The 17,016-nt window shown below is 66.9% G+C and carries 18 protein-coding genes and 2 pseudogenes; 11 read left to right on the top strand and 9 right to left on the bottom strand.

The genetic code is table 11. From position 1 onward, the window contains the following. Positions 1 to 36: 36 nt before the first annotated feature. The 3 genes from AB0E85_RS18370 to AB0E85_RS18360 all read right to left on the bottom strand — a co-directional run bounded on the left by AB0E85_RS18370 (position 37) and on the right by AB0E85_RS18360 (position 4,115). Complete coding sequence (locus AB0E85_RS18370; RefSeq protein ID WP_361927981.1) at positions 37 to 603, bottom strand: DUF4291 domain-containing protein; 567 nt, start codon at positions 601 to 603, stop codon at positions 37 to 39. Positions 604 to 1,103: 500 nt separating this feature from the next. Further along, positions 1,104 to 1,817 (bottom strand): hypothetical protein, encoded by a 714-nt coding sequence (locus AB0E85_RS18365; protein WP_361927978.1) that lies wholly within the window; start codon positions 1,815 to 1,817, stop codon positions 1,104 to 1,106. A 1,878-nt stretch (positions 1,818 to 3,695) separates the two neighbouring features. Beyond that, positions 3,696 to 4,115: a hypothetical protein gene (locus tag AB0E85_RS18360; protein WP_361927975.1), complete on the bottom strand. Its 420-nt coding sequence runs from the start codon at positions 4,113 to 4,115 to the stop codon at positions 3,696 to 3,698. A gap of 288 nt (positions 4,116 to 4,403) precedes the next feature. Between AB0E85_RS18360 and AB0E85_RS18355 the strand changes: the two genes are divergently transcribed. Both AB0E85_RS18355 and AB0E85_RS18350 read left to right on the top strand, forming a co-directional pair. After that, positions 4,404 to 4,934, top strand: a complete 531-nt coding sequence (locus AB0E85_RS18355) for a hypothetical protein (protein WP_361927973.1) — start codon at positions 4,404 to 4,406, stop codon at positions 4,932 to 4,934. A gap of 53 nt (positions 4,935 to 4,987) precedes the next feature. After that, positions 4,988 to 5,698, top strand: a complete 711-nt coding sequence (locus AB0E85_RS18350; RefSeq protein ID WP_361927970.1) for a hypothetical protein — start codon at positions 4,988 to 4,990, stop codon at positions 5,696 to 5,698. A gap of 498 nt (positions 5,699 to 6,196) precedes the next feature. Here AB0E85_RS18350 and AB0E85_RS18345 read toward each other — a convergent pair whose 3' ends face one another. Both AB0E85_RS18345 and AB0E85_RS18340 read right to left on the bottom strand, forming a co-directional pair. Next, entirely contained in the window at positions 6,197 to 6,880 is a 684-nt protein-coding gene (locus AB0E85_RS18345) for a hypothetical protein (RefSeq protein WP_361927967.1), read from the bottom strand. A gap of 413 nt (positions 6,881 to 7,293) precedes the next feature. Further along, positions 7,294 to 8,007 carry a hypothetical protein gene (locus tag AB0E85_RS18340; RefSeq protein ID WP_361927964.1) on the bottom strand — a complete coding sequence of 238 codons (714 nt, stop codon included), beginning with the start codon at positions 8,005 to 8,007 and terminating at the stop codon, positions 7,294 to 7,296. Positions 8,008 to 8,393: 386 nt separating this feature from the next. Here AB0E85_RS18340 and AB0E85_RS18335 point away from each other — a divergent pair, with 386 nt between their 5' ends. Together AB0E85_RS18335 and AB0E85_RS18330 are read left to right on the top strand one after the other, a co-directional pair. Next, positions 8,394 to 9,194, top strand: a complete 801-nt coding sequence (locus AB0E85_RS18335) for a hypothetical protein (protein ID WP_361927961.1) — start codon at positions 8,394 to 8,396, stop codon at positions 9,192 to 9,194. A 606-nt stretch (positions 9,195 to 9,800) separates the two neighbouring features. Further along, the gene (locus AB0E85_RS18330; protein ID WP_361927958.1) at positions 9,801 to 10,286 is read left to right on the top strand and encodes a hypothetical protein; all 486 of its coding nucleotides are present in this window, start codon (positions 9,801 to 9,803) and stop codon (positions 10,284 to 10,286) included. A 141-nt stretch (positions 10,287 to 10,427) separates the two neighbouring features. Here AB0E85_RS18330 and AB0E85_RS18325 read toward each other — a convergent pair whose 3' ends face one another. Further along, positions 10,428 to 10,916, bottom strand: coding sequence for a hypothetical protein (locus AB0E85_RS18325; protein WP_361927955.1), 489 nt, complete (start codon positions 10,914 to 10,916; stop codon positions 10,428 to 10,430). Between the two features lie 96 nt (positions 10,917 to 11,012). Between AB0E85_RS18325 and AB0E85_RS18320 the strand changes: the two genes are divergently transcribed. From AB0E85_RS18320 to AB0E85_RS18290, 7 genes and pseudogenes are all read left to right on the top strand, one after another. Continuing rightward, entirely contained in the window at positions 11,013 to 11,588 is a 576-nt protein-coding gene (locus tag AB0E85_RS18320) for a hypothetical protein (RefSeq protein ID WP_361927953.1), read from the top strand. A 398-nt stretch (positions 11,589 to 11,986) separates the two neighbouring features. Then, positions 11,987 to 12,034 (top strand): annotated as a pseudogene (locus AB0E85_RS18315) (hypothetical protein); the annotation flags it as partial. Between the two features lie 9 nt (positions 12,035 to 12,043). After that, positions 12,044 to 12,682, top strand: coding sequence for a transposase family protein (locus AB0E85_RS18310; RefSeq protein ID WP_361927950.1), 639 nt, complete (start codon positions 12,044 to 12,046; stop codon positions 12,680 to 12,682). A 67-nt stretch (positions 12,683 to 12,749) separates the two neighbouring features. After that, a complete protein-coding gene (locus AB0E85_RS18305; protein WP_361927948.1) occupies positions 12,750 to 12,902 on the top strand; it encodes a hypothetical protein in 153 nt (50 codons plus the stop codon). 86 nt (positions 12,903 to 12,988) lie between these two features. Next, complete coding sequence (locus tag AB0E85_RS18300; RefSeq protein WP_361927945.1) at positions 12,989 to 13,474, top strand: hypothetical protein; 486 nt, start codon at positions 12,989 to 12,991, stop codon at positions 13,472 to 13,474. A 33-nt stretch (positions 13,475 to 13,507) separates the two neighbouring features. Then, complete coding sequence (locus AB0E85_RS18295) at positions 13,508 to 14,086, top strand: hypothetical protein (RefSeq protein ID WP_361927943.1); 579 nt, start codon at positions 13,508 to 13,510, stop codon at positions 14,084 to 14,086. A gap of 3 nt (positions 14,087 to 14,089) precedes the next feature. Further along, positions 14,090 to 14,558 (top strand): annotated as a pseudogene (locus AB0E85_RS18290) (2-keto-4-pentenoate hydratase); the annotation flags it as partial. A 350-nt stretch (positions 14,559 to 14,908) separates the two neighbouring features. On the opposite strand, the gene AB0E85_RS18285 reads toward AB0E85_RS18290, so the two are convergent. The 3 genes from AB0E85_RS18285 to AB0E85_RS18275 are packed head-to-tail and all read right to left on the bottom strand — an operon-like array spanning position 14,909 to position 16,907. Beyond that, complete coding sequence (locus tag AB0E85_RS18285; protein WP_361927941.1) at positions 14,909 to 15,775, bottom strand: alpha/beta hydrolase; 867 nt, start codon at positions 15,773 to 15,775, stop codon at positions 14,909 to 14,911. 27 nt (positions 15,776 to 15,802) lie between these two features. Further along, entirely contained in the window at positions 15,803 to 16,690 is an 888-nt protein-coding gene (locus AB0E85_RS18280; protein ID WP_361927938.1) for a VOC family protein, read from the bottom strand. Between the two features lie 37 nt (positions 16,691 to 16,727). Next, a complete protein-coding gene (locus AB0E85_RS18275; protein ID WP_361927935.1) occupies positions 16,728 to 16,907 on the bottom strand; it encodes a hypothetical protein in 180 nt (59 codons plus the stop codon). Positions 16,908 to 17,016 lie beyond the last annotated feature (109 nt).

Here is a 17,016-nt window from a genome sequence, read left to right as displayed (position 1 = left end):
GAGGCCGCAGGCGACTGTCCTCTCGCCAGTTAGCCGTCATCTGCCCGGGGAAAGGAGGCTCTCCAGCGTCCGTGGCAGTGGGTACACGCGCTCCGCGGGGAATAGCCGCTGCGCTTTGGCGGCCTGCCCGGTCTGTGTCAGCGTCGCGGCCTTGCGTACCTGAGGGGTGAGGTCGGTGAGGCTGACAATCCAGTCATCGGTGAACGTGCGGATCAGATTGCGGCCGATGCCGACCTGGATGCTGTAGTGGTTCAGTGCCGCTCCGCGCAACGAGCGTTCCGGGTCCCACTGGACATGTACGGCTGCCTGGGCCACAGCTGCCGGATCCGCGGTCGTGAGCACGGCCTGGGACAGAGCTTCCTCCCAGCCCTCCCGGGTTATCCGCACTGCGAGAACGCGCTCTTGACCGGGTTTGCGGGCCCAGTTGCTGCGATGCATGAGCCACAGGAATGAGGGCTTGATCCACGTCATCCTGTGAAAGGAGAACGGCGCAACGAAGCGGCCCGCTCGCAGTGCTGCGTCGGCTATGGCAGGCGAGTATGCCTGATAGACCACGATCGAGTGAGTGTCGTAGTCCGCGCGAATCTGGTACTGGGGTGCCATGCGCCGCACCCTGCCATCCGTGCCACTCGCATTGCCAACCATTTTCCATGGCCCCGGCCGGTTCGAATGTGCTGGTTCAGTGCTCAGGCGAATTGTTGAGAAGCCGACGGCTGTGGATTGGCGGCATGCCGGGGCAGCTGGTGGGTTCATCGGTGAAATTACGTAATCGGCTACGTAAATCGTGCGGTGGGGACATCGGGTCGGCGGTGGCGTGTCGGTGGGGCCTGGTTCGATGCGGGCATGTCTGATGCTTCGCATGTTGAAGCGGGCCCGGTGACCGAATCCTTCGTGGTGGCGGGCCGCGGGAGGCTTCGGCGGCGGCTGGGCCGGTCAGTTCGGTGTGTTCGTGCGCGTCGACCATGGCGAGGTAGAGCTCGCCGAAGGCAAGAGCTTGTCCGCCCTCGACCTCTGCGCGGAATCCGGAGTCGCTGGTGTCTGATGGTGGAGTCGGGTTTGGGAACTCTTGGAAGTCCTCGGCCAGGGCGGTTCCGAAACGCTGGTCACAGGTAGTCGAAGAAGCGGGTCCACCACCTCGGTGGGTACTTGGAGTAGTGGGATCCGAGGTTGCTGACGTCGTCGTAGGGAGTCCAGAGCAGGTGCCCGGAGACGGAGACGTAGCCGAGTGCTTCGAGTTCGCCGTCGATGCGGTGCCGGTCAGCAGTCTCGAAGAGGACGTTCTCCTCTTCCTCGGCGTAGTTTCCAGGATTGCCGAGCGTGACAGCCGCCAGGTTCCCGAAGTTGCTGACGGTTACCGTGATGTGTTCCCCGCTGTGGGTTGAGCCCTGCGGGATCACGATCGTTCCGTGGTGGCTTGCGTCCTCGACGCCTCGATCAACTGAGCACGTGCACTGGAACCGCTGGCCCAGACGGGACGCGAGCTGCTCAAGCAGTGCTCGAGTGGCCGTGTGGTCGTAGCCGCGGGGGAACTCCAGGTGGTCTGGGTCGTCGAGTTGCCTGAGCAGCGCCCAGGTGCGCCGGTCGTCAAGGGGCATGTGCGTCTTCGCCTTGCTGGTGGCGGGTGCCTCGTAGACTGATCTCGGCTTTGAGGACGCCCCAGTCTCCGGCGGCGGCCCGCTGCCATCTGACGGCGGCGGTGACGTCGATGCCGAGGATGCGGGCAAGACCGCGGCGGGCAGGTCGGTGGCGAGCTGGAACAGGGCGGTCGAGCGGCTTACCAAGATCCGGATGCCGAGTTTACGGAGCCGTTCGCCCATGGCCCAGGCACTGCTCGGGCGGCCGGGTCGGCCTCCGGGGAAGAACCAGGGCGAGTCTGTCCAGCCGATGACGGCATGGCTGCGGCGAACTTCGGCCTGTTGGAGGGACAGGTATGCGATGGGTGCGGGCAGGTCGACCGGGACGGCGCCGGGGCGGATGCGGACGGCTGCCTCCGTCGCCTCGATGCGTTCGGCGGTGAGGCGGGAGAGCGCTGCGGGCCATCCGGCATGGAGGAGCAACAGCGGCCCGGCAAGGCGGTCTTCGGACTTGAGTGTCGTCGTGCAGCAGGCGGCGGGCGCCGGCCCAGCGGGCCTCGATGTCAATCGACGGGGAGGGGCCGTTGCATCGCTCGGCCGGGACGGTGAGATCGCGGGCGATCCTCTGGGAGAGGGCCCGGGGCACGAAATGGCCTGCCTCCTGGCGAAGACGGGCGTCGCCGCTGGTCGTCCAGCGCTCAAGGTCGGTCCGGCGGCCGGTGGCAAGGGCCAGGTTGTGGCTCGTGAGCCAGTTCAGGAGAGAGACGGCCGCCCGCAGATGTTGCCTCGCGACCTGGAGCTGGCAGTGCGTGGTGCCCTTGCCTCGGCTGTGGCGGCGAAGCCGTCGCAGGAGGTCCCGGGTCGAGTACCGGAGCAGGATTCTCCGTTCCTCGACGGTCGCGTAGGAGGTGACGAGGTTCTTCACATGCCGTTCGAGGAGGACCGTCTGCTCGTCGCGTTTCGGCAGGACTTCGGTGACGACGAGGACGCTGCGGAGGTGTTCGACGACCTTGCCTTCGGGGAGTTCGTCCAGGACTTCGTGGGTGAGGGGGCGGCGGCGAGCCGACGATCAGGCCTCTCGTCTGCTGAGTTGCCTTCCGCACCGCAGATGCTTCCTACCGATCCGCCGAGTCGGCCACGGAACAGTCGAGTTCCGCCCGTCCAGCATGCCGGGCAGCCACGGTACGCCCCGTTGGTCGGACGCCAAGCAGCCCGTACGGCACTGCTCTCCGGGGGGGCGTGCGATCAGAGCCGTACGGGCAAATCGATCATGCGCTCCGGTCGGGGCGCGAGCATTGGGGAAACCCCCACATGTGCCGGTGACGTTCGGCGCCATTCGTGCGAGGACAGAGATCTGAGGCGACGCCCGGCCTGTAATACGTATCCCGGTTACGTGGTTCTCCGGATGTGTCGGTGATGGCAGGGGGCTTGACTCGGCGTACGCCGGAAAGATCCGCGTGCCCGCTCCGCGTGGGTCCTTTGGGCCACCGGGCGGTGTCGGTCGTATGCCGCTGGTGTGCTCCTGCCACCTGAACCGGCCGCCGACCCGTACCACGGGAGCCTGGGACGGGCCCGGGAGGGCGACGCCCACGCTTCGAGGAGCCGAAGGGTGGCCAGGCGGTGGTGGCGCTGACGCATGACCCGGGCCACTGAACGGCCCGTACGCCGGGTGCGGCGGCCTTCCCCCCCCCCGGGCCCGCACCCCCTCGCCGGGTGCGGCAACCACCCCCGGGGATGCCGCACCCGGTCCGAGCCGGACCACCTTCCCCAAAGCACTGAACCGACACGGACATCCATGAACTCCACCACAGCGGCGACAGCCCCACCGGTACGGCAATCCCGCCCACCGGGCAGCACCAGACCACCGAGCCTGTCTTCCTCTCGCCCCACGGCGAGGCCGTCCGACCCGCTCCTCGGGTCTCCGCCGTGGCGATTGCGCCGCTCGGTCGAGCTCGCCGTAGCCGGAGTCCGACGGGTGGTCGCCGAACCCGCGCGAGGCGACGACAGGAAGGGCAGTCCGGCCGTACGGCGTCGCAGCGGGTCCGGTGGCGTCATGGCGGATCCGGCCGGTTGGCTCCGTCCGCAGTCCGGCGACGTCGGTCGCCCGGACCGCCCGCTCCGCTACCGAGGACCGGGCTGTTCCAGCACCGCGGGATCCACGAAGGCCGAGTCCATGGGTGTGTCCGTGCGGAAGTCGCGCCCCGACTCCCAGTCCCAGGACTCCTCCTCCTCACCCAGCCGCTCGATCATGTCGAAGAACCGGCTCTCGACCGGTCGCAGACCGGCAACCGTGTCCGTCAGGTCCCGTTCGGAGACGAACCGTGCCTCGCTCGTGCCGACCGACAGCACCGCGAGCCACCCCGTGTCGTCGGCAGCCCAGAGGTTGCCGCCGGTCTCGGCCCAGAACAACACGGTGTCCTCGGCGGCCTCGGACTTGAACTCGCCGACGCCGGCGAACATGAGCAAGGCGGTGTGGACGTTCCACTGTTTATAGCCGAAGTGGAACAGATAGGCCTCCAGCGCGCCCTCGCGATACAACACGAGGCAACCGTCCTGGGATGCACCGGAACAGGCCTTCTCGATCGCCTCGGAGAAGAATTCCCGTGGCGTTGTTCCACTGCCCACGGAATCCCATTCCCGGTCCGCACGCTCACCGTTCCAGCACCACCCGTCGAACATGTCGGCCGGGTTGGCGATCCTGCTCACATCCGGTATCGGCGTGCTCAGCCACGCCTCGAAACCATCCCGTGACATCGGAATGCGCGCAGCCACCAGAAAAGTATCCGACACGACTTCCCCACCCTTCTTCTTAACTCACTCGGAGACGCAGTGCACAGTACATACTCACCCGTCGCAGAACTCAACCTACTCAAAGATTTCCAGGACAGGGTAGGTTACGAGAATTTCGCTCAGGGATTCGGTCTGACTGAATACGGGAACACCTCCGGCCTGTCGGCCTGGTCTGAGGATCCGGAATTCACCGGTCGCCTCATCCCCTTCGCGCAGGCCACCGGTGGCGGTTCCTTCTACGCCCTGTGGCGTCTGGACGACCGGGAGGACCTGGCGACCCTGCCGGTGGTCGTCTTCGGGGACGAGGGCGGGGAGCACGTCGTGGCCCGCAACATGCGGGAGCTGTTCCAACTCCTCGGCTTCGACGAGGAGATCAGCGTCGAGCACGAGACGGCCTACTTCTACCGCGACAAGGACGAGCCGCACACCGACTGCCACGACGAGTACGTGGCCTGGCTCGACCAGCACTTCGGGCTGCCGGTGGCGCAGGACCCCGACGCCGTGCTCGCGGTGGCGCAGGCGGAGTTCGGCGGGCGGTTCGCGGACTGGATCCGCCCCTTCCTCGCCTGACCAACCCCAACCCCATGACGAACGAACAGAGTCAGAAACAGAAGGTGAGTCCCATGCACGGAGTGCCGTTGACCGAGCAGGTCATCGAGGTGGTGCGGCGTGATCCGACGGCCAGCGCGCTGCCGTATCTGCTGCCGCACGTGAACGTGCCCTGGGTGGAGGGCGGCGTCCCCCGGCCGATGCCCGAGGACGTACTCGCTGACAGCGTGTTCCCGTCCGGTCGCCCGCTTCCGCCGAGCCTGCGCGCCTGGCTGGCGTACGACACCAGCCTTCTGGAGCGCCACCAGTGGTTCACCCCGGACGGAGGGTTCGCGCCACGGCCGCTGGACCAGGTGGTCTCGGACGAGATGGGTGACTTCTGGGGCACGGAGTTCTCCTGGCTGACCGGGCACTTTCCCGAGTGCTTCCTCCTCCCCGGCGGCTCGGACTCCCGGCGCATCCTGGCCGTGACCGAGCCGGACGAGGAGGGCGAGTACCCGGTGTTCGCCCTCGACCTGGACGACATGCCGTACCTGGGACTCATGTACCCGGGCTTCGACGTCTACCTGGCTGACACGGCGGGTCTGCTGGACCTGGGCAAACGGCAGACCTACACGGACCTGATCGACCACGGGACCTACGGCCCCCGGATGCGTCGGCACGCCGCCCAGTGCTTCGTGGGGGAGACCTGCGTGGAGTACCCCTTCGAATCCACGCCGCTGTTCGCACAGTTGTACCCCGAGAAGGCCCTGCGCAGCCCCCGGCGCGGGAACACCGCAGGCTGACTCTTTCCACCACTGCCGGACGGCCTGTTCTCCCGAAGCCGTCACGAAGTGACAAGTAACGCAGCATGCCGTCAGGGCCTTGGTCTCTGTGCAGGGGGGCAGGTACTTCGCCGTCGGTGAGAGCGGCGAAGTCGGCGTGTGCCATTTCGAGGGCTTCGGGGTGCGCCTCGCCCTTGGCACGTTTGGCGAGTGCCCTGGGTCCGGTAGATGCTCGACAGGCACGCAGTACTGCGCGACCGCGCGGCGTTCCGAAGGGCGACTCCCACGGGATCGCCGCCCTCCTCACCCACACCCAGGTCGAGATCGTCCTCGGCACCAGCCAAGACGCTCCGTCCGAAGACCCCGTGCTCGTCACTTACTTCACCCCCGCATGGCAGCCCGACAGGGTTTGACTCCGGTAGCAGGGGTCCCATGGGCACGTGGTGCCCGCAGCGGGGCAGAGGGCTGATTTCGGCCCCTCGCTCCCCTGTGAGCTGAGGCCGGAGTCCTGGGCATCGATCAGCTCACCGAGCGCGACCGCATCCTGGCGCCGAACTCAGGGCGGGCCGGCCGCCCCGCCCGCAAGGGAAGAGGATCGCGCAGCCTGGCCACATACCGCCGGTACGCCCGGGCCTTGGCCGAGGTGCCCTCGACGGCGGCGAGGCTGTCAGGGAACGTCACTCCTCCCGCATGCAGTTGGGTATTCGTCCCGAACTGATTCCCGTGCAGGCGGCCGGTTACCAGTCGGCTCCGGCTCCAGGGAATCGGCTTGGACCGGCCGGTTACCGCCGGGCCGCGGTTGACCTGGAACCAGACCTCGCGGTGGTTGCCGAACAGCACGGCACTCTCGCGGAGATCACGCACATCGGTGTACACGTCGAAGTCCCACTCACCCGGAGCTCCCCCAGAGGCGTAGTGCGCACGAAAGTGGTGTATGAACCGGGGCAGGTCGACGGCGGCGCCGAACGGAATCACCGCGTCGGCATAGGGCTCACCGGCGATGAAATAGATTCTGAACTCCAAGCCGTACAGCCGCCCGCGGACCTTCTCCTTGATGCAAAGTGAGAACGTGTCCGCGTCGTCATAGCTCCGGCGGTCCACGGCCCGGACACGCTGACTCAGGTGCTTGAACGACAGCGTGTCCCGATCAGCCAACAGGCCAGGGATCCGTTCGACCGAGCCATGCAGCAGATAGAGACACATCAGGTCCACCGGATGCGTTTCGTGTGCCAGCCGCGTAAAGAATCCATCGGAAAAACTGTCCCGCAAAGGTGTCTCCAGTCGTCCCGCCCTCCGTAATGTCGTGGGCCTGGGAAAACCTACGTCCTTACGGACCAACGGAACAGTCAGTATCGGCAAGGGGGGGACCGGTCTGAGGGCGGTGAAGTCTGCGTGTACCTGCTCGACGGCTTCGGGGCACACCTCCTTCTTCTCGTGCTCGGCAAGGGCCCGGTAGACGCTGGCGCCAGACACGTATAGTCCCTTGCACCTGGCGGTGGGGACGACGAGGTCGGGCTGGACCTGCTCGATGGACTCGCCGCTTGCTCGCCGACGGAGAACTGAACAGGCTTACGGCCCAGGCCGACGTCCGTTGACGTTCTCGGTCCGTACACGATCTAAAGCTCCCACCACCAGGCTTCGAGGTCGTGGTGATCGGCGAACTCCACGGGAACCGCGTAGGGCGACCCTTGTGCGACGGGTAGGGCGTCGGTGCGGCGGACGATGGTGCGCAGGTCCCGTACGGCGGGCATGTCGGCGAGTTCGGAGACATCGAAGGGGCATCCCGCGGGGCCGCCGAGAAGGGCCTCGCAGCCGAACCCGTACCAGAGTCCGATGAGTTCGCGGTCCTGCTCCTTCTCAGCGGCGACGGCGACCTCACGGACGACTTCGATCATCCGGGTGCGGCGGGGCGGAGCGGCGTCGGGGCCGTGAAGTTCGCCGACGGCCGCCATGCGCCGCCAGAGTTCGGTGCCGGCGTCGCAGTAGAGGTACGGCGGTTCGACGTAGCCGTCTTCGAGCCAGGACTCGTGGCCATCGAAGTCGGGGGCGTCCTCGTCGAACGTACGCAACGCGGTGAACTCCGTCAGCGCGTCGAAGTACGCGGACCGCTCGGCGTAGTCGGGGTGCAGGGAGACCGGGAAGCGGTACGTGTACCTGCGACGCAGCAGGATGTCCATGACGCGGAAGTGCGTGAACGAGCAGTCGAACCCGCTCTGGAAGCGGTACAGCGCCGAGTACCAGTCCCGGACACGGGGGTCGCCCGCCTCGGCATGACTGTCCAGGATGCGAATCGAGTCCGCGACCAGGTCCTCGATCAGATGATCGGACATCGGGTTCTCCCTCCTAAAGGTGGCGACAGCGCAGGCCTCGCCGGTGCAGCCGACACCACGACACGGTCAGAAAGCTCGGCGGCAGCCATCTACAGCTGCTGTGTCCTCGAGCCGGACGACCGCTCGCCACGAGAGCGGCGGAAGCTCATACGCGCCGTGGGTCACGGGCAGACATCTACGCGTCCGACGCCTGGGCACCTCCCGGGCAACTCGCCTTCCGATCTGCCTCGATCCGGATGGCACAATAAGCGCCGGTACATGCGCCACAGGGGCTCTCGGCCACCCAGACCGGGAAATTCAGTAGTGGATTGCGTAGTTCGACTGAACCACCGTCCGGCCGCGGTAATCGAACCTCTGTGTGGCTGCTGTGCGGCTACCCTGCGGGAATGTCGTACGAGCTCAACGCCGTCATTGGAAGTTTCGACCTGCTCAGGAGCCAGACTGCCGGGATTCGGGAAACGGCCGTCGCCCCGCTCCGACAGCGCATGGGGCTGGTGCCTGTCACCACACAGCTCCTCGAGGAGCTGACTGCGCTTTCCGATCAGGATGGCGCCGGGCCCGGTCAACCATTCACGGTAACGTCGCCGGCATTCGAGCAGACCTTGAGCTACTGGTCCCGGGGCGGGCCGATCGCTCACGTGGAGGCAGACTTCCACGGAGGGGACGGGTACCAGACCGCTGCCGTATGGCGTACCGGCGCGAAGGTATGGGGTCCGGCCCATACCTGGGACTTCACCGGTCCACGGGAAGACTGGCCGATCAATGCCGCTCTCGCCCTGCTCGATGTCGTTCCGAGCAGCTCTGAGCGGGCGAGGTACCACGACCTCTTCCTGGAGGTGGGGCTTGGCTGGGAACAGGACATGGACGGCTGGCAGTCGGCCGGCCGGACTGCTCGATGGGCGGCGACCTACGACGAGTGGCATCAGGAGCACCTGGCGGAGCAGGAGAGAACAGTGCGTGCCGCCGCGGAGGTCGAGAAATACAGGAGGCTTCCCCACGTCCCGGTGGCTCTGGACGGTAAGGCGATCATGGAGCTGCTCGACCTATCTCCAGGCCCACTGATCGGTGCGGCCACTCGCTATCTACAAGATCTGCATCTCGAACGCGGCCCGCTGTCACGGGAAGAGGCCGTCACCCGGCTGAGGACCTGGGCCGCGGAGCAAGACACGGGATGCCGAGGCCGGTGATCGGTCAAGGATTCGTTTCATGAGGACGTCAATCTTGCCGCCGCCGAGGCATGGGATGACGCGCTCGGGACAGAGATTACGCAAAACGGATAAGAGGTCTTCGCAGTCACCGAGCGTCAACACTCCCGTGATCATGTGAGCTCTTGCTCGCTTCGTGGCGACCGAGTCAGTTTCCCAGCAGTGCACGGCCTACTGCCGGTCGCTCTTAGCACTGCCGGGCATGGTGTGCCCGCAGGACACAAACAGCGCCAAGCCTGGGCGAGACGGGATCAGACAGGATCGACTCGAGTGTTCTCTGATCTCTTCGGGGCGCGGTGGAGCCGGGCCCAGGCACGACGCTTGCTTGGGTGCCGCTGCGCAGAACCCATCGGCAGATGCCCGTCTCAGCAGAACCACGTAGTCGCTTACTGAACTCCGCTGCGAAGCTCACGGGTACGTGATTGGAGCGTCCAGAATTACCTACGATGCCGAGCATGTCTGAACACGTGCGGGTTGGCGCTCGGGGCACCAGCTCTGTTCACGAGAGTGCCTGCCGGACGGATCCGGTGTTGCCGAATGGCATGTCCGTGTCCGTGACGACAGCGCGCCCTGGGCCACTGGGCGGGAGTGCTGGAGGCCGGCTGGGCGGGACGGATGCGCTCCAGGGACAGCCAGGCTCTCTTCCAACTGCGCTACTACGGGGAGCGGTTCGAGGGGCTGATCGTCGGTGACGACTTGCCCGCGCTGGTGTACGCGGTCACCGAGTCGGGGCAGCAGATTCTGCTGTTCGATGGCGCGGTGCATGGCTATGAGGCGATGTTCTGTGACAGCTGGGACGACGACAGCCTGCGTACTCGCCGTGCCGACCAGGTGTATGTCGATGCTGATGGCAAGGACACCTTCGAGCTGGTCATCTGGGGCGGCTACAACATCGACTGGGAGAATGAGCGGCAGTCGTTCACAGACGCCGACGATCCCGACTTGGTCACGCTCGTCGATGGTCGTCGTATCCCGTTCGAGGTCGCCCGGCACGCCGCCTTCGACGCTGTCTCGATCACCGCCACGAACGCGCGGGGCCGGGCCACCGACGTCGTGTCGGAGGAGCTGGCCTGAGTGGTGCCCATGGCGGCCCGTTCGCTGCTGAAGCGCCACATCACAACTCAGCCATGCCGTCTGCTCTTTGCGCTCACGGGGACCATCCTGGTCAGCAACCTTGTCTGTGGCTCATGACCAGGGGGCGCCGTCGTTCATGGCTCAGCGGGTGTCGACCACGACCGGCCGGATCAGCTTGACGGGTTCGTTCCCCAGCTCCTCCCGGAATCCGTCGGCGTCACGGGTGAGGTACGGTCCCATGAGCCGCGTGTAGGCAGTGCTGGCCAGGTACCACCGGCCGCCGACCAGCGCCAGGCGGTAGTACGGATCCTGGGGGTCGACATCGACGAGGGATGGATCGACGCCGCACAAGACGTCCATGCCGAGTCGATCTCCGATGTGCTCCGCGAGGCGCAGATCAGGGTATGGCCCGAGGTCACACTCGCATAGATGCACCACAAGACCGAGTGGCCATGCCGGATCATCGGTGGGCTCCAGACTTGCCCATAGGCTTCCCGTGTTGTCCGGAACATCGGCTCCGGGGGGTTGCACCACCAACTGCAGGCCAGGCGGGATCAATTCCACGAATATGGCAGTCACTTCGGCAATGGTGAGCGCCCGTGACACGGTAATGCTGAACATGATCGTCATCAAATCAGGCCTGATGCGGCACCAGGGCGTGCATCGAAAGTGGATCAGTAGGGTGGGGGTCGTGATGGGTGTCGCGCCGTTGTTGGGGAGGTCGCCATGATGTTCGGGTCGCGGACCGGATTCGGTTTGGAGTTCCACGTCGAACAGGACCCGTATCTGCTGTGCGTCGATGTCTTCGTCGGCGGGCTCCATGTGAACGCAAGGGACAACGCGTTCTATCCGCCGTTGCTGGTCACGAAGCTCAAGGACGAGATCGGTCGCTTCCATGTACCGACTGTGCCGCCGGAGGGGTTCACCTCGCCGTCGGAGTCCTTTCGCATCGCCGAGAGCTGGATGTATGACGATGTCGGTACCGGGACTTCACTTGGGACTGAGGAGGCACTCGCGCGGTGTGAATTCCTGGAGTGGGGAGAGTGCACCGACGAGGTGACGGCTATCGCGTTCCCCGATGGGGACCGGGTGCATCTTGCCTGTCGGGTACGCGAGGGAGGCGGCCCCGCCTGGGGCACCGAGCCGACGGTGGTGTCGGTGAGTCGGACGGTGCTCGTCGAGACGCTGGAGCGCGGCCTCGTCATCGCCGAACGCGAGTGGTCTGCCCGGCTCGCCGCCAGCCTCAAGGCCCGCACTGACACATGCGACGGCGGGGACGTATCCAGCGTGGGTTCTCCGTAGACGTGCATCGAATGGGTGGTGAATCGCTCGTAAATGGGCGCCATGAGTGGCTGTGACAACCCGCAGTGAGAGACCCTCAGGCGTGATAAGTGAACCCGCCTAACGACCTCGTGCACGGTTGGCCGTGGTTCGTCGCTCAGGTGGCTCGTTGAACCGTGCATGGTGGGGGTTGGGGCGCGTGAGTTGATCGTGGCGGAGGACCGGGTCACTGGGCTGTCGCCGACGGTGATCGCTGAACTCATCGCTGAGGTGGGGCCGTTGTGGCATGAGCAGTATCAGGCTCGGCTCTCGGCTCGGCCGCGGCAGCGGGCTGTAGGAGCCGGGGCGAAGCACAAGTTCGTCTTCGTCGACCGGCTGCTGGCCACACTGGTGAGTCTGCGCCATGGCACCACTCATGACTGCTGGCCTGCTGGTTCGGCGTAGACCGCTCCACCATCACCCGCGCCATCGGCGAGGTGCGGCCACTGCTCGCGCAGCGGGGCTGCACCGTCGCTCCGGGCATCCGCCTGTGCACTCTCGCCGAGGTCATCGAGCACCTGGGTACCGACGGCCAGACCGGGATCATCGATGGCACGGAGTTCCGTGTGCGGCGCCCGGCCGCAGGCCGCAAGGACCGGGACAAGTTCGTCTCCGGCAAGACCAAGCAGAACGCCGTGAAGGCCATGGTCCTCACGGACGCCGAAGGGCGGCTGCTGTACTGCAGCCCGGTCCGGCCAGGCAGTTGCGCCGACATCACCCAGGCCCGGCAGCTCGGACTGGTCAAGCTCCTGGCCGACGGCCCGTTCATGGAGATCCTCGCGGACGCCGGCTATCAGGGTATGGGCGCGCAGACCGGCGGACGGGTGGTCACACCACCACACCGCAAGTTCAAGAAGAACGCTCCCGCCTGGTACGAGGAGCGGCACGAACTCCAGCGCATAGCGCACTCTTCACGGCGTATCCGCGTCGAGCATGGCATCGCGCGCTTGAAGAACTGGCGGGCTCTTGCCCGCCATCTTGGCCGTCGCGAGCACATGAGCGACATCGTCCAAGCCGTCGCTGGACTGCTCTCACACCAGCAGAACGCCGCTCAATCCCGCGGCGTTCAAGCGTGACCACTGTCAGAACGGCAACTCTCGACGAGCCACGGCCAACCGTGCACGAGGTCGTTAGTGTTGAAGCGTGAGCAGTTCTCTCGCTGCTATGTCCGAATCCCGGCTCAACGCCGAGATGGCCTTCGCGGGCAAGTGGCACGGCGTTCGCTGCGCTGCTGAGCTGTGTTCCGAGGATCCCAGCAGGTTCGCAGGGCAGATCGTCGATCTGCTCCGCGCCTAAGCAGATGCCGCGGAAGCGGAGTTCCGGCGGTTTCGAGGCCTCGGCTGAGGCTGGTTCTCCGTCGGATGCTTCCGGGGAATGGTGCCGTGGAACGACGGATCGACTTCTCGCGCGAGCGGCAGATGCTCTGTGGGCGCTGTGATCATCGGTGGCGCGTCAATCTGGGCTGGATCGATAGGTGGGAGCAGGGGGAGGAAACCTGCCCCGGCTGCTGCCTGACGTGTGAGCACGAGGACTCGCCCTGGGTGACGGTCGACCCCGGTGACCCGGCGCTCGACGACGACCGGGTAGCGCGGTTCTTCTGGTACCACACGAGCACGCAGGCGGACTGGCCGACGCGGGACTTCGACCCGGCAGCCGTCTTGACTCCCGAGATGCGCAGGATGATGGGCGGAGAGCAGCGGGTTGCCGCTTGGGCCGCGCGCCAGCGGGGCAAGGCCCTCCACGTCAGCACGTACGAGGCCGCTGTCCACAACATGCTGCGTCGGATCCGTGACCAGGCCGACCAGCGCAGCCAGTTCTATCTGTATCGGGTCCGTCTGAAGTCATTCGTTGTGGTGCGGGAGGGGTGACTCGTCGCCCCCGCAAACTTCGTTGGCGACGTCGTGCTCAACGAGGTCTGCCCGCCAGGCGTCGACGTCGCCCGCTACCTGAACTACCACGAGGATTCGGGAGGGCTCTCGCTCGCACTGGGGAGGAGCGCGATCGCCAGCGTTCAGCGGATCGCGGTTCCGCTGCCCGACACCCGGGATGACGGCTGGGTGCGCGATGCCGTCGCGGCTCTTGAAGGCGCGAGCGACACCGCCGTCCCGGCGACCGGCAAGCCGGCCCTTTGCATGCGGCCGCCATCGGCGCGCGCCGTCCTGGGCCGACAGCTCGGTGCGTCCCTGGCTGACAGACTGCCGGTCAATCGCCGGAACCAGTTCAGGTCGGCCGCGGTGTTCGCGGAACGAGAGGATCCAGAGCGCTGGGCACGACGGACCAGCGGCCTGTTCGATCTGATCGACGATCCGACTTCCGTGCTGGCTGCGCTCGACCAGCAAGATCCCCGGTCTGAGAACGGCCTGTCCCGCTTCGGTGGGGCAGGAAGCCCTGAGGTCGCTGCCAGTCTTTCAGGTGGGCGCCGCCCTGAGTGGGGAGAGCGTGAGCAGCTCAATCGCCGCGGAGCCTCCCTCTGGAGGTAACCCGTGTCGACCAGGCTCGACAACGCAAGCCCGGACACCGTGCCACCAGCGGTGGTAAAGGCAGCCGACCTGCTGGCGGAGGCTGCCAGTACCGGGGCCGCTTGTCCGTCGGTGCGTACGCTGTTCGACGAAGGCGGCGATCTGGAGATCGCGTACGCTGTGCAGCAGCTGAACGTCCGGCGCGCCCAGGCCGCCGGCCGCCCGATCGTGGGCCGCAAGATCGGCCTCACTTCGGTGTCCGTGCAACGCCAACTGGGCGTGGACCAGCCCGATTACGAGGCGCTGTTCGCCGACGTGGCGGTGGCCGACGGCGGCCGGGTGCCGCCCGGACGGTTGCTGCAGCCCAGGTGGAGGCCGAGGTCGCGCTGGTGCTGGGCCGCGATCTGCCGCACCGCGAGTGCACAGTGGTGGACGTGCTGCGGGCGGTCGACTTCGCTCTCCCGCTCTGGAGATCGTGGACAGCCGAGTGGCTCCGTTCTGCTCCGCGGCGCCGGCGAGGAGGTCCACAAGGGGCTGGTTCGCGCGGATGTTGTCCTGGTGGAAGCGGGTGATGACCCGGCGGATGTCGTCCCCGGTGTAGGTGTGGTTGGCCGACACCTTGCCGGAGAGGAAGCCGCCGACGAGGGGATGAAGGGGACGAAGCCGATGCCGACCCGGTGGCTCGGTTGCCCGGCCGGTCGCTTGGCAGATTTCCTTCACCCGCAGCGGCGTGTACGCGTCGGCGGCGCCGGGACCGCCCAGTCGGTTCCAGGACGCCGCCCGGGGTTCCGGCAGGAACGGGCGGCGGCCCGCACGATGGTGCGGGCCGCCGTTTCGAGGGGGTCAGTGTGCGGCGATGAACTCGTGCACGACGCGGTTGAACTCCTCGGAGTGTTCCATCTGCGCCCAGTGGCCGCAGTTGTTGATGAGGTACAGCCGGGAGGACGGAATCATCGCCATCAGCCGCAGCGCGTTCTCGAAGTGGACCGCGCGGTCGTTCCGCCCCTGCACGATCAGCGTGGGCACGGTGAGCTCGGCCAGCAGCGGCGGCAGGGCCTGGAACAGCTGCGGCGGGCCGTTGAGGTCCCCGCTGGGTAGCGAGAGCCTCATGTTCTCCAGATGGTCGGGGCGGGCGAGCGCGGCCTCCGACCGCCGGCGGGCGAGGTCGGCATCCTCGGCGAGCGCCGGGTCGTACGCGAACGCCGCGACCATCGCCTGGAAGTTCGCCGGCGACGGGTCGAAGTAGGCGCGCACCAAGGGGAGGATTCCGTCCGTCTTGTCGTTGGACGGGCCGAGCACGTTGACCCCCGGGGCGGGGGCGCCCATCGGGATCAGGTGGCTGACGCGCTCGGGATGGTGCGCCGCGAACCGGAGCGCCGTCCTTCCGCCCAGCGAGTTGCCGACGATGGCGACCTGGTCCAGCTCGAGCGCGTCCAGTGCCAGTTCCAGCGCCTCCACGTGGTCACGGTCGCCCGGCACGGCGGTGTCGCTCTTGCCCCAGCCGGGCATGTCGAAGGCGAACACACGGTAGTGGCGCGCCAGGGCGGGGATGTTGCGGGAGTAGTTGCTCCAGCCGCTGGCGCCGGCTCCCCCGCCGTGCAGCAGGATCAGCGGGTGACCGTCACCGGCCTCGTTGTAGTGCAGCTTCCACTTGGCCGTCTGCAGGTACCTGCTGGTCGCCGCTTCGGTCAGGGCCTCGGTTGCGGGCATGGCTTTCCTTTCGTCCCGGGCGGCGGTTCAGGCGCCGGCCGGGATGTACTTGTGGCCCCAGGTGCTGATCGCGTCGTAGTGGGTGGCCTGCCAGGTGTCGTCGTCGACCACCAGACCGTTGCAGCCGTACTCGATCTGGAAACCGGACGGCGTGGTCACGTAGAACGAGGTCATGTGGTCGTTGGTGTGCTCGCCGAGCGTGACGATGATGTGGTCGGGATCGTCGTTGATCATGTTCATGACGCGGCCGACGGTGGTGAGGTCGGAGACTTCGAGCATGAGGTGATCCATCCCCGGGGTGGGGCCGATGCCGCGGCCGAAGCCGATGGAGTGATGCCGGGGGTTGCAGTGCAGGAAGTAGCCGTCCCCGTCCACTCCGAGCTCGGCCATGGAAATCGTGTCGCTCAGCTTGAAGCCCAGCTCGCGCTGGTAGAACTCGGCCGCCTCGCGTGCGTCGCCCGCACTGTTCATGAAGGCGTGCCCGACTCCCAGGTCACCGGTGACGAAACGGGAGCCCAGCGGGGAGGTGAAGGGGGTGTCGGCGAGCGGCAGGCCGTGGACGGCCTCGATCGTGTTGCCTTCGGGGTCGGAGAAGATCCGCAGTCCCTCGACGCCCCGGCGGGCTCGCAGGTCCTCGTCCTCGCGGACCGTGACGCCACGGGATGCCAGGTGGGTTTCCAGGTCGGCGAGCGCGGCCGCGTCCGGGACGGTGAAGCCCAGTGCCACCAGGGACGCGGGGCCCGCGGGCTCGCCGTCCTCGATGAGGATGCGGTACGCGTACTCGTCGAGTCGCAGGCGCAGTTCGCCCGCGGCGGACGGCGCGGGCTGTGCGCCGATGGTCTTGGTGGCGAAGCGGGCCCACTCGTCGAGTGAACCGCGGACGACGACATAGCCCAGCGATGTGAGGCGGCTCATGTGGTTTCTCCTCAGGTCCTCAGGTTGTCGGGGATGGTCAGTGAGCTGCGGTGGCGAAGGTCTTTCCGGTGGCCCGGCCGTCATGGGGGACGGGAATCCCGAGCGTGCGGGCGACGGCGTCGAGAAGGGCGTCCGGATCGGGGCCGAAGCGGGCGCGCCACGCGATGTGTCCGCCGGGGCGGACGAGCAGGCAGCCGCCGTCCTCGATGCCGCGCACACGCGCCCGCTCGTGGTCAGGCCCTGATCAGCTTGGCGATGCGCAGCCCGTGCTCGGCGGCATCCTCGTGCCCGGTCTTCATCGACTTCTCGGCCAGTCCCTTGAGGTG

Origin of the sequence: Streptomyces sp. NPDC029044 (genome assembly GCF_040637495.1) — a bacterium.
Classification (GTDB): Bacteria; Actinomycetota; Actinomycetes; order Streptomycetales; family Streptomycetaceae; genus Streptomyces.
This window is presented reverse-complemented; position numbering and strand designations above follow the sequence as displayed.

Bases quoted from the DNA above. Each gene is read 5' to 3' on its own strand.
- AB0E85_RS18335 (WP_361927961.1), top strand. From the start codon at position 8,394: ATGTCGTACGAGCTCAACGCCGTCATTGGAAGTTTCGACCTGCTCAGG.
- AB0E85_RS18350 (WP_361927970.1), top strand. From the start codon at position 4,988: ATGCACGGAGTGCCGTTGACCGAGCAGGTCATCGAGGTGGTGCGGCGT.
- AB0E85_RS18280 (WP_361927938.1), bottom strand. From the start codon at position 16,690: ATGAGCCGCCTCACATCGCTGGGCTATGTCGTCGTCCGCGGTTCACTC.
- AB0E85_RS18325 (WP_361927955.1), bottom strand. From the start codon at position 10,916: ATGACGATCATGTTCAGCATTACCGTGTCACGGGCGCTCACCATTGCC.
- AB0E85_RS18340 (WP_361927964.1), bottom strand. From the start codon at position 8,007: ATGTCCGATCATCTGATCGAGGACCTGGTCGCGGACTCGATTCGCATC.
- AB0E85_RS18320 (WP_361927953.1), top strand. From the start codon at position 11,013: ATGATGTTCGGGTCGCGGACCGGATTCGGTTTGGAGTTCCACGTCGAA.
- AB0E85_RS18285 (WP_361927941.1), bottom strand. From the start codon at position 15,775: ATGCCCGCAACCGAGGCCCTGACCGAAGCGGCGACCAGCAGGTACCTG.
- AB0E85_RS18345 (WP_361927967.1), bottom strand. From the start codon at position 6,880: ATGTGTCTCTATCTGCTGCATGGCTCGGTCGAACGGATCCCTGGCCTG.
- AB0E85_RS18365 (WP_361927978.1), bottom strand. From the start codon at position 1,817: ATGGGCGAACGGCTCCGTAAACTCGGCATCCGGATCTTGGTAAGCCGC.
- AB0E85_RS18370 (WP_361927981.1), bottom strand. From the start codon at position 603: ATGGCACCCCAGTACCAGATTCGCGCGGACTACGACACTCACTCGATC.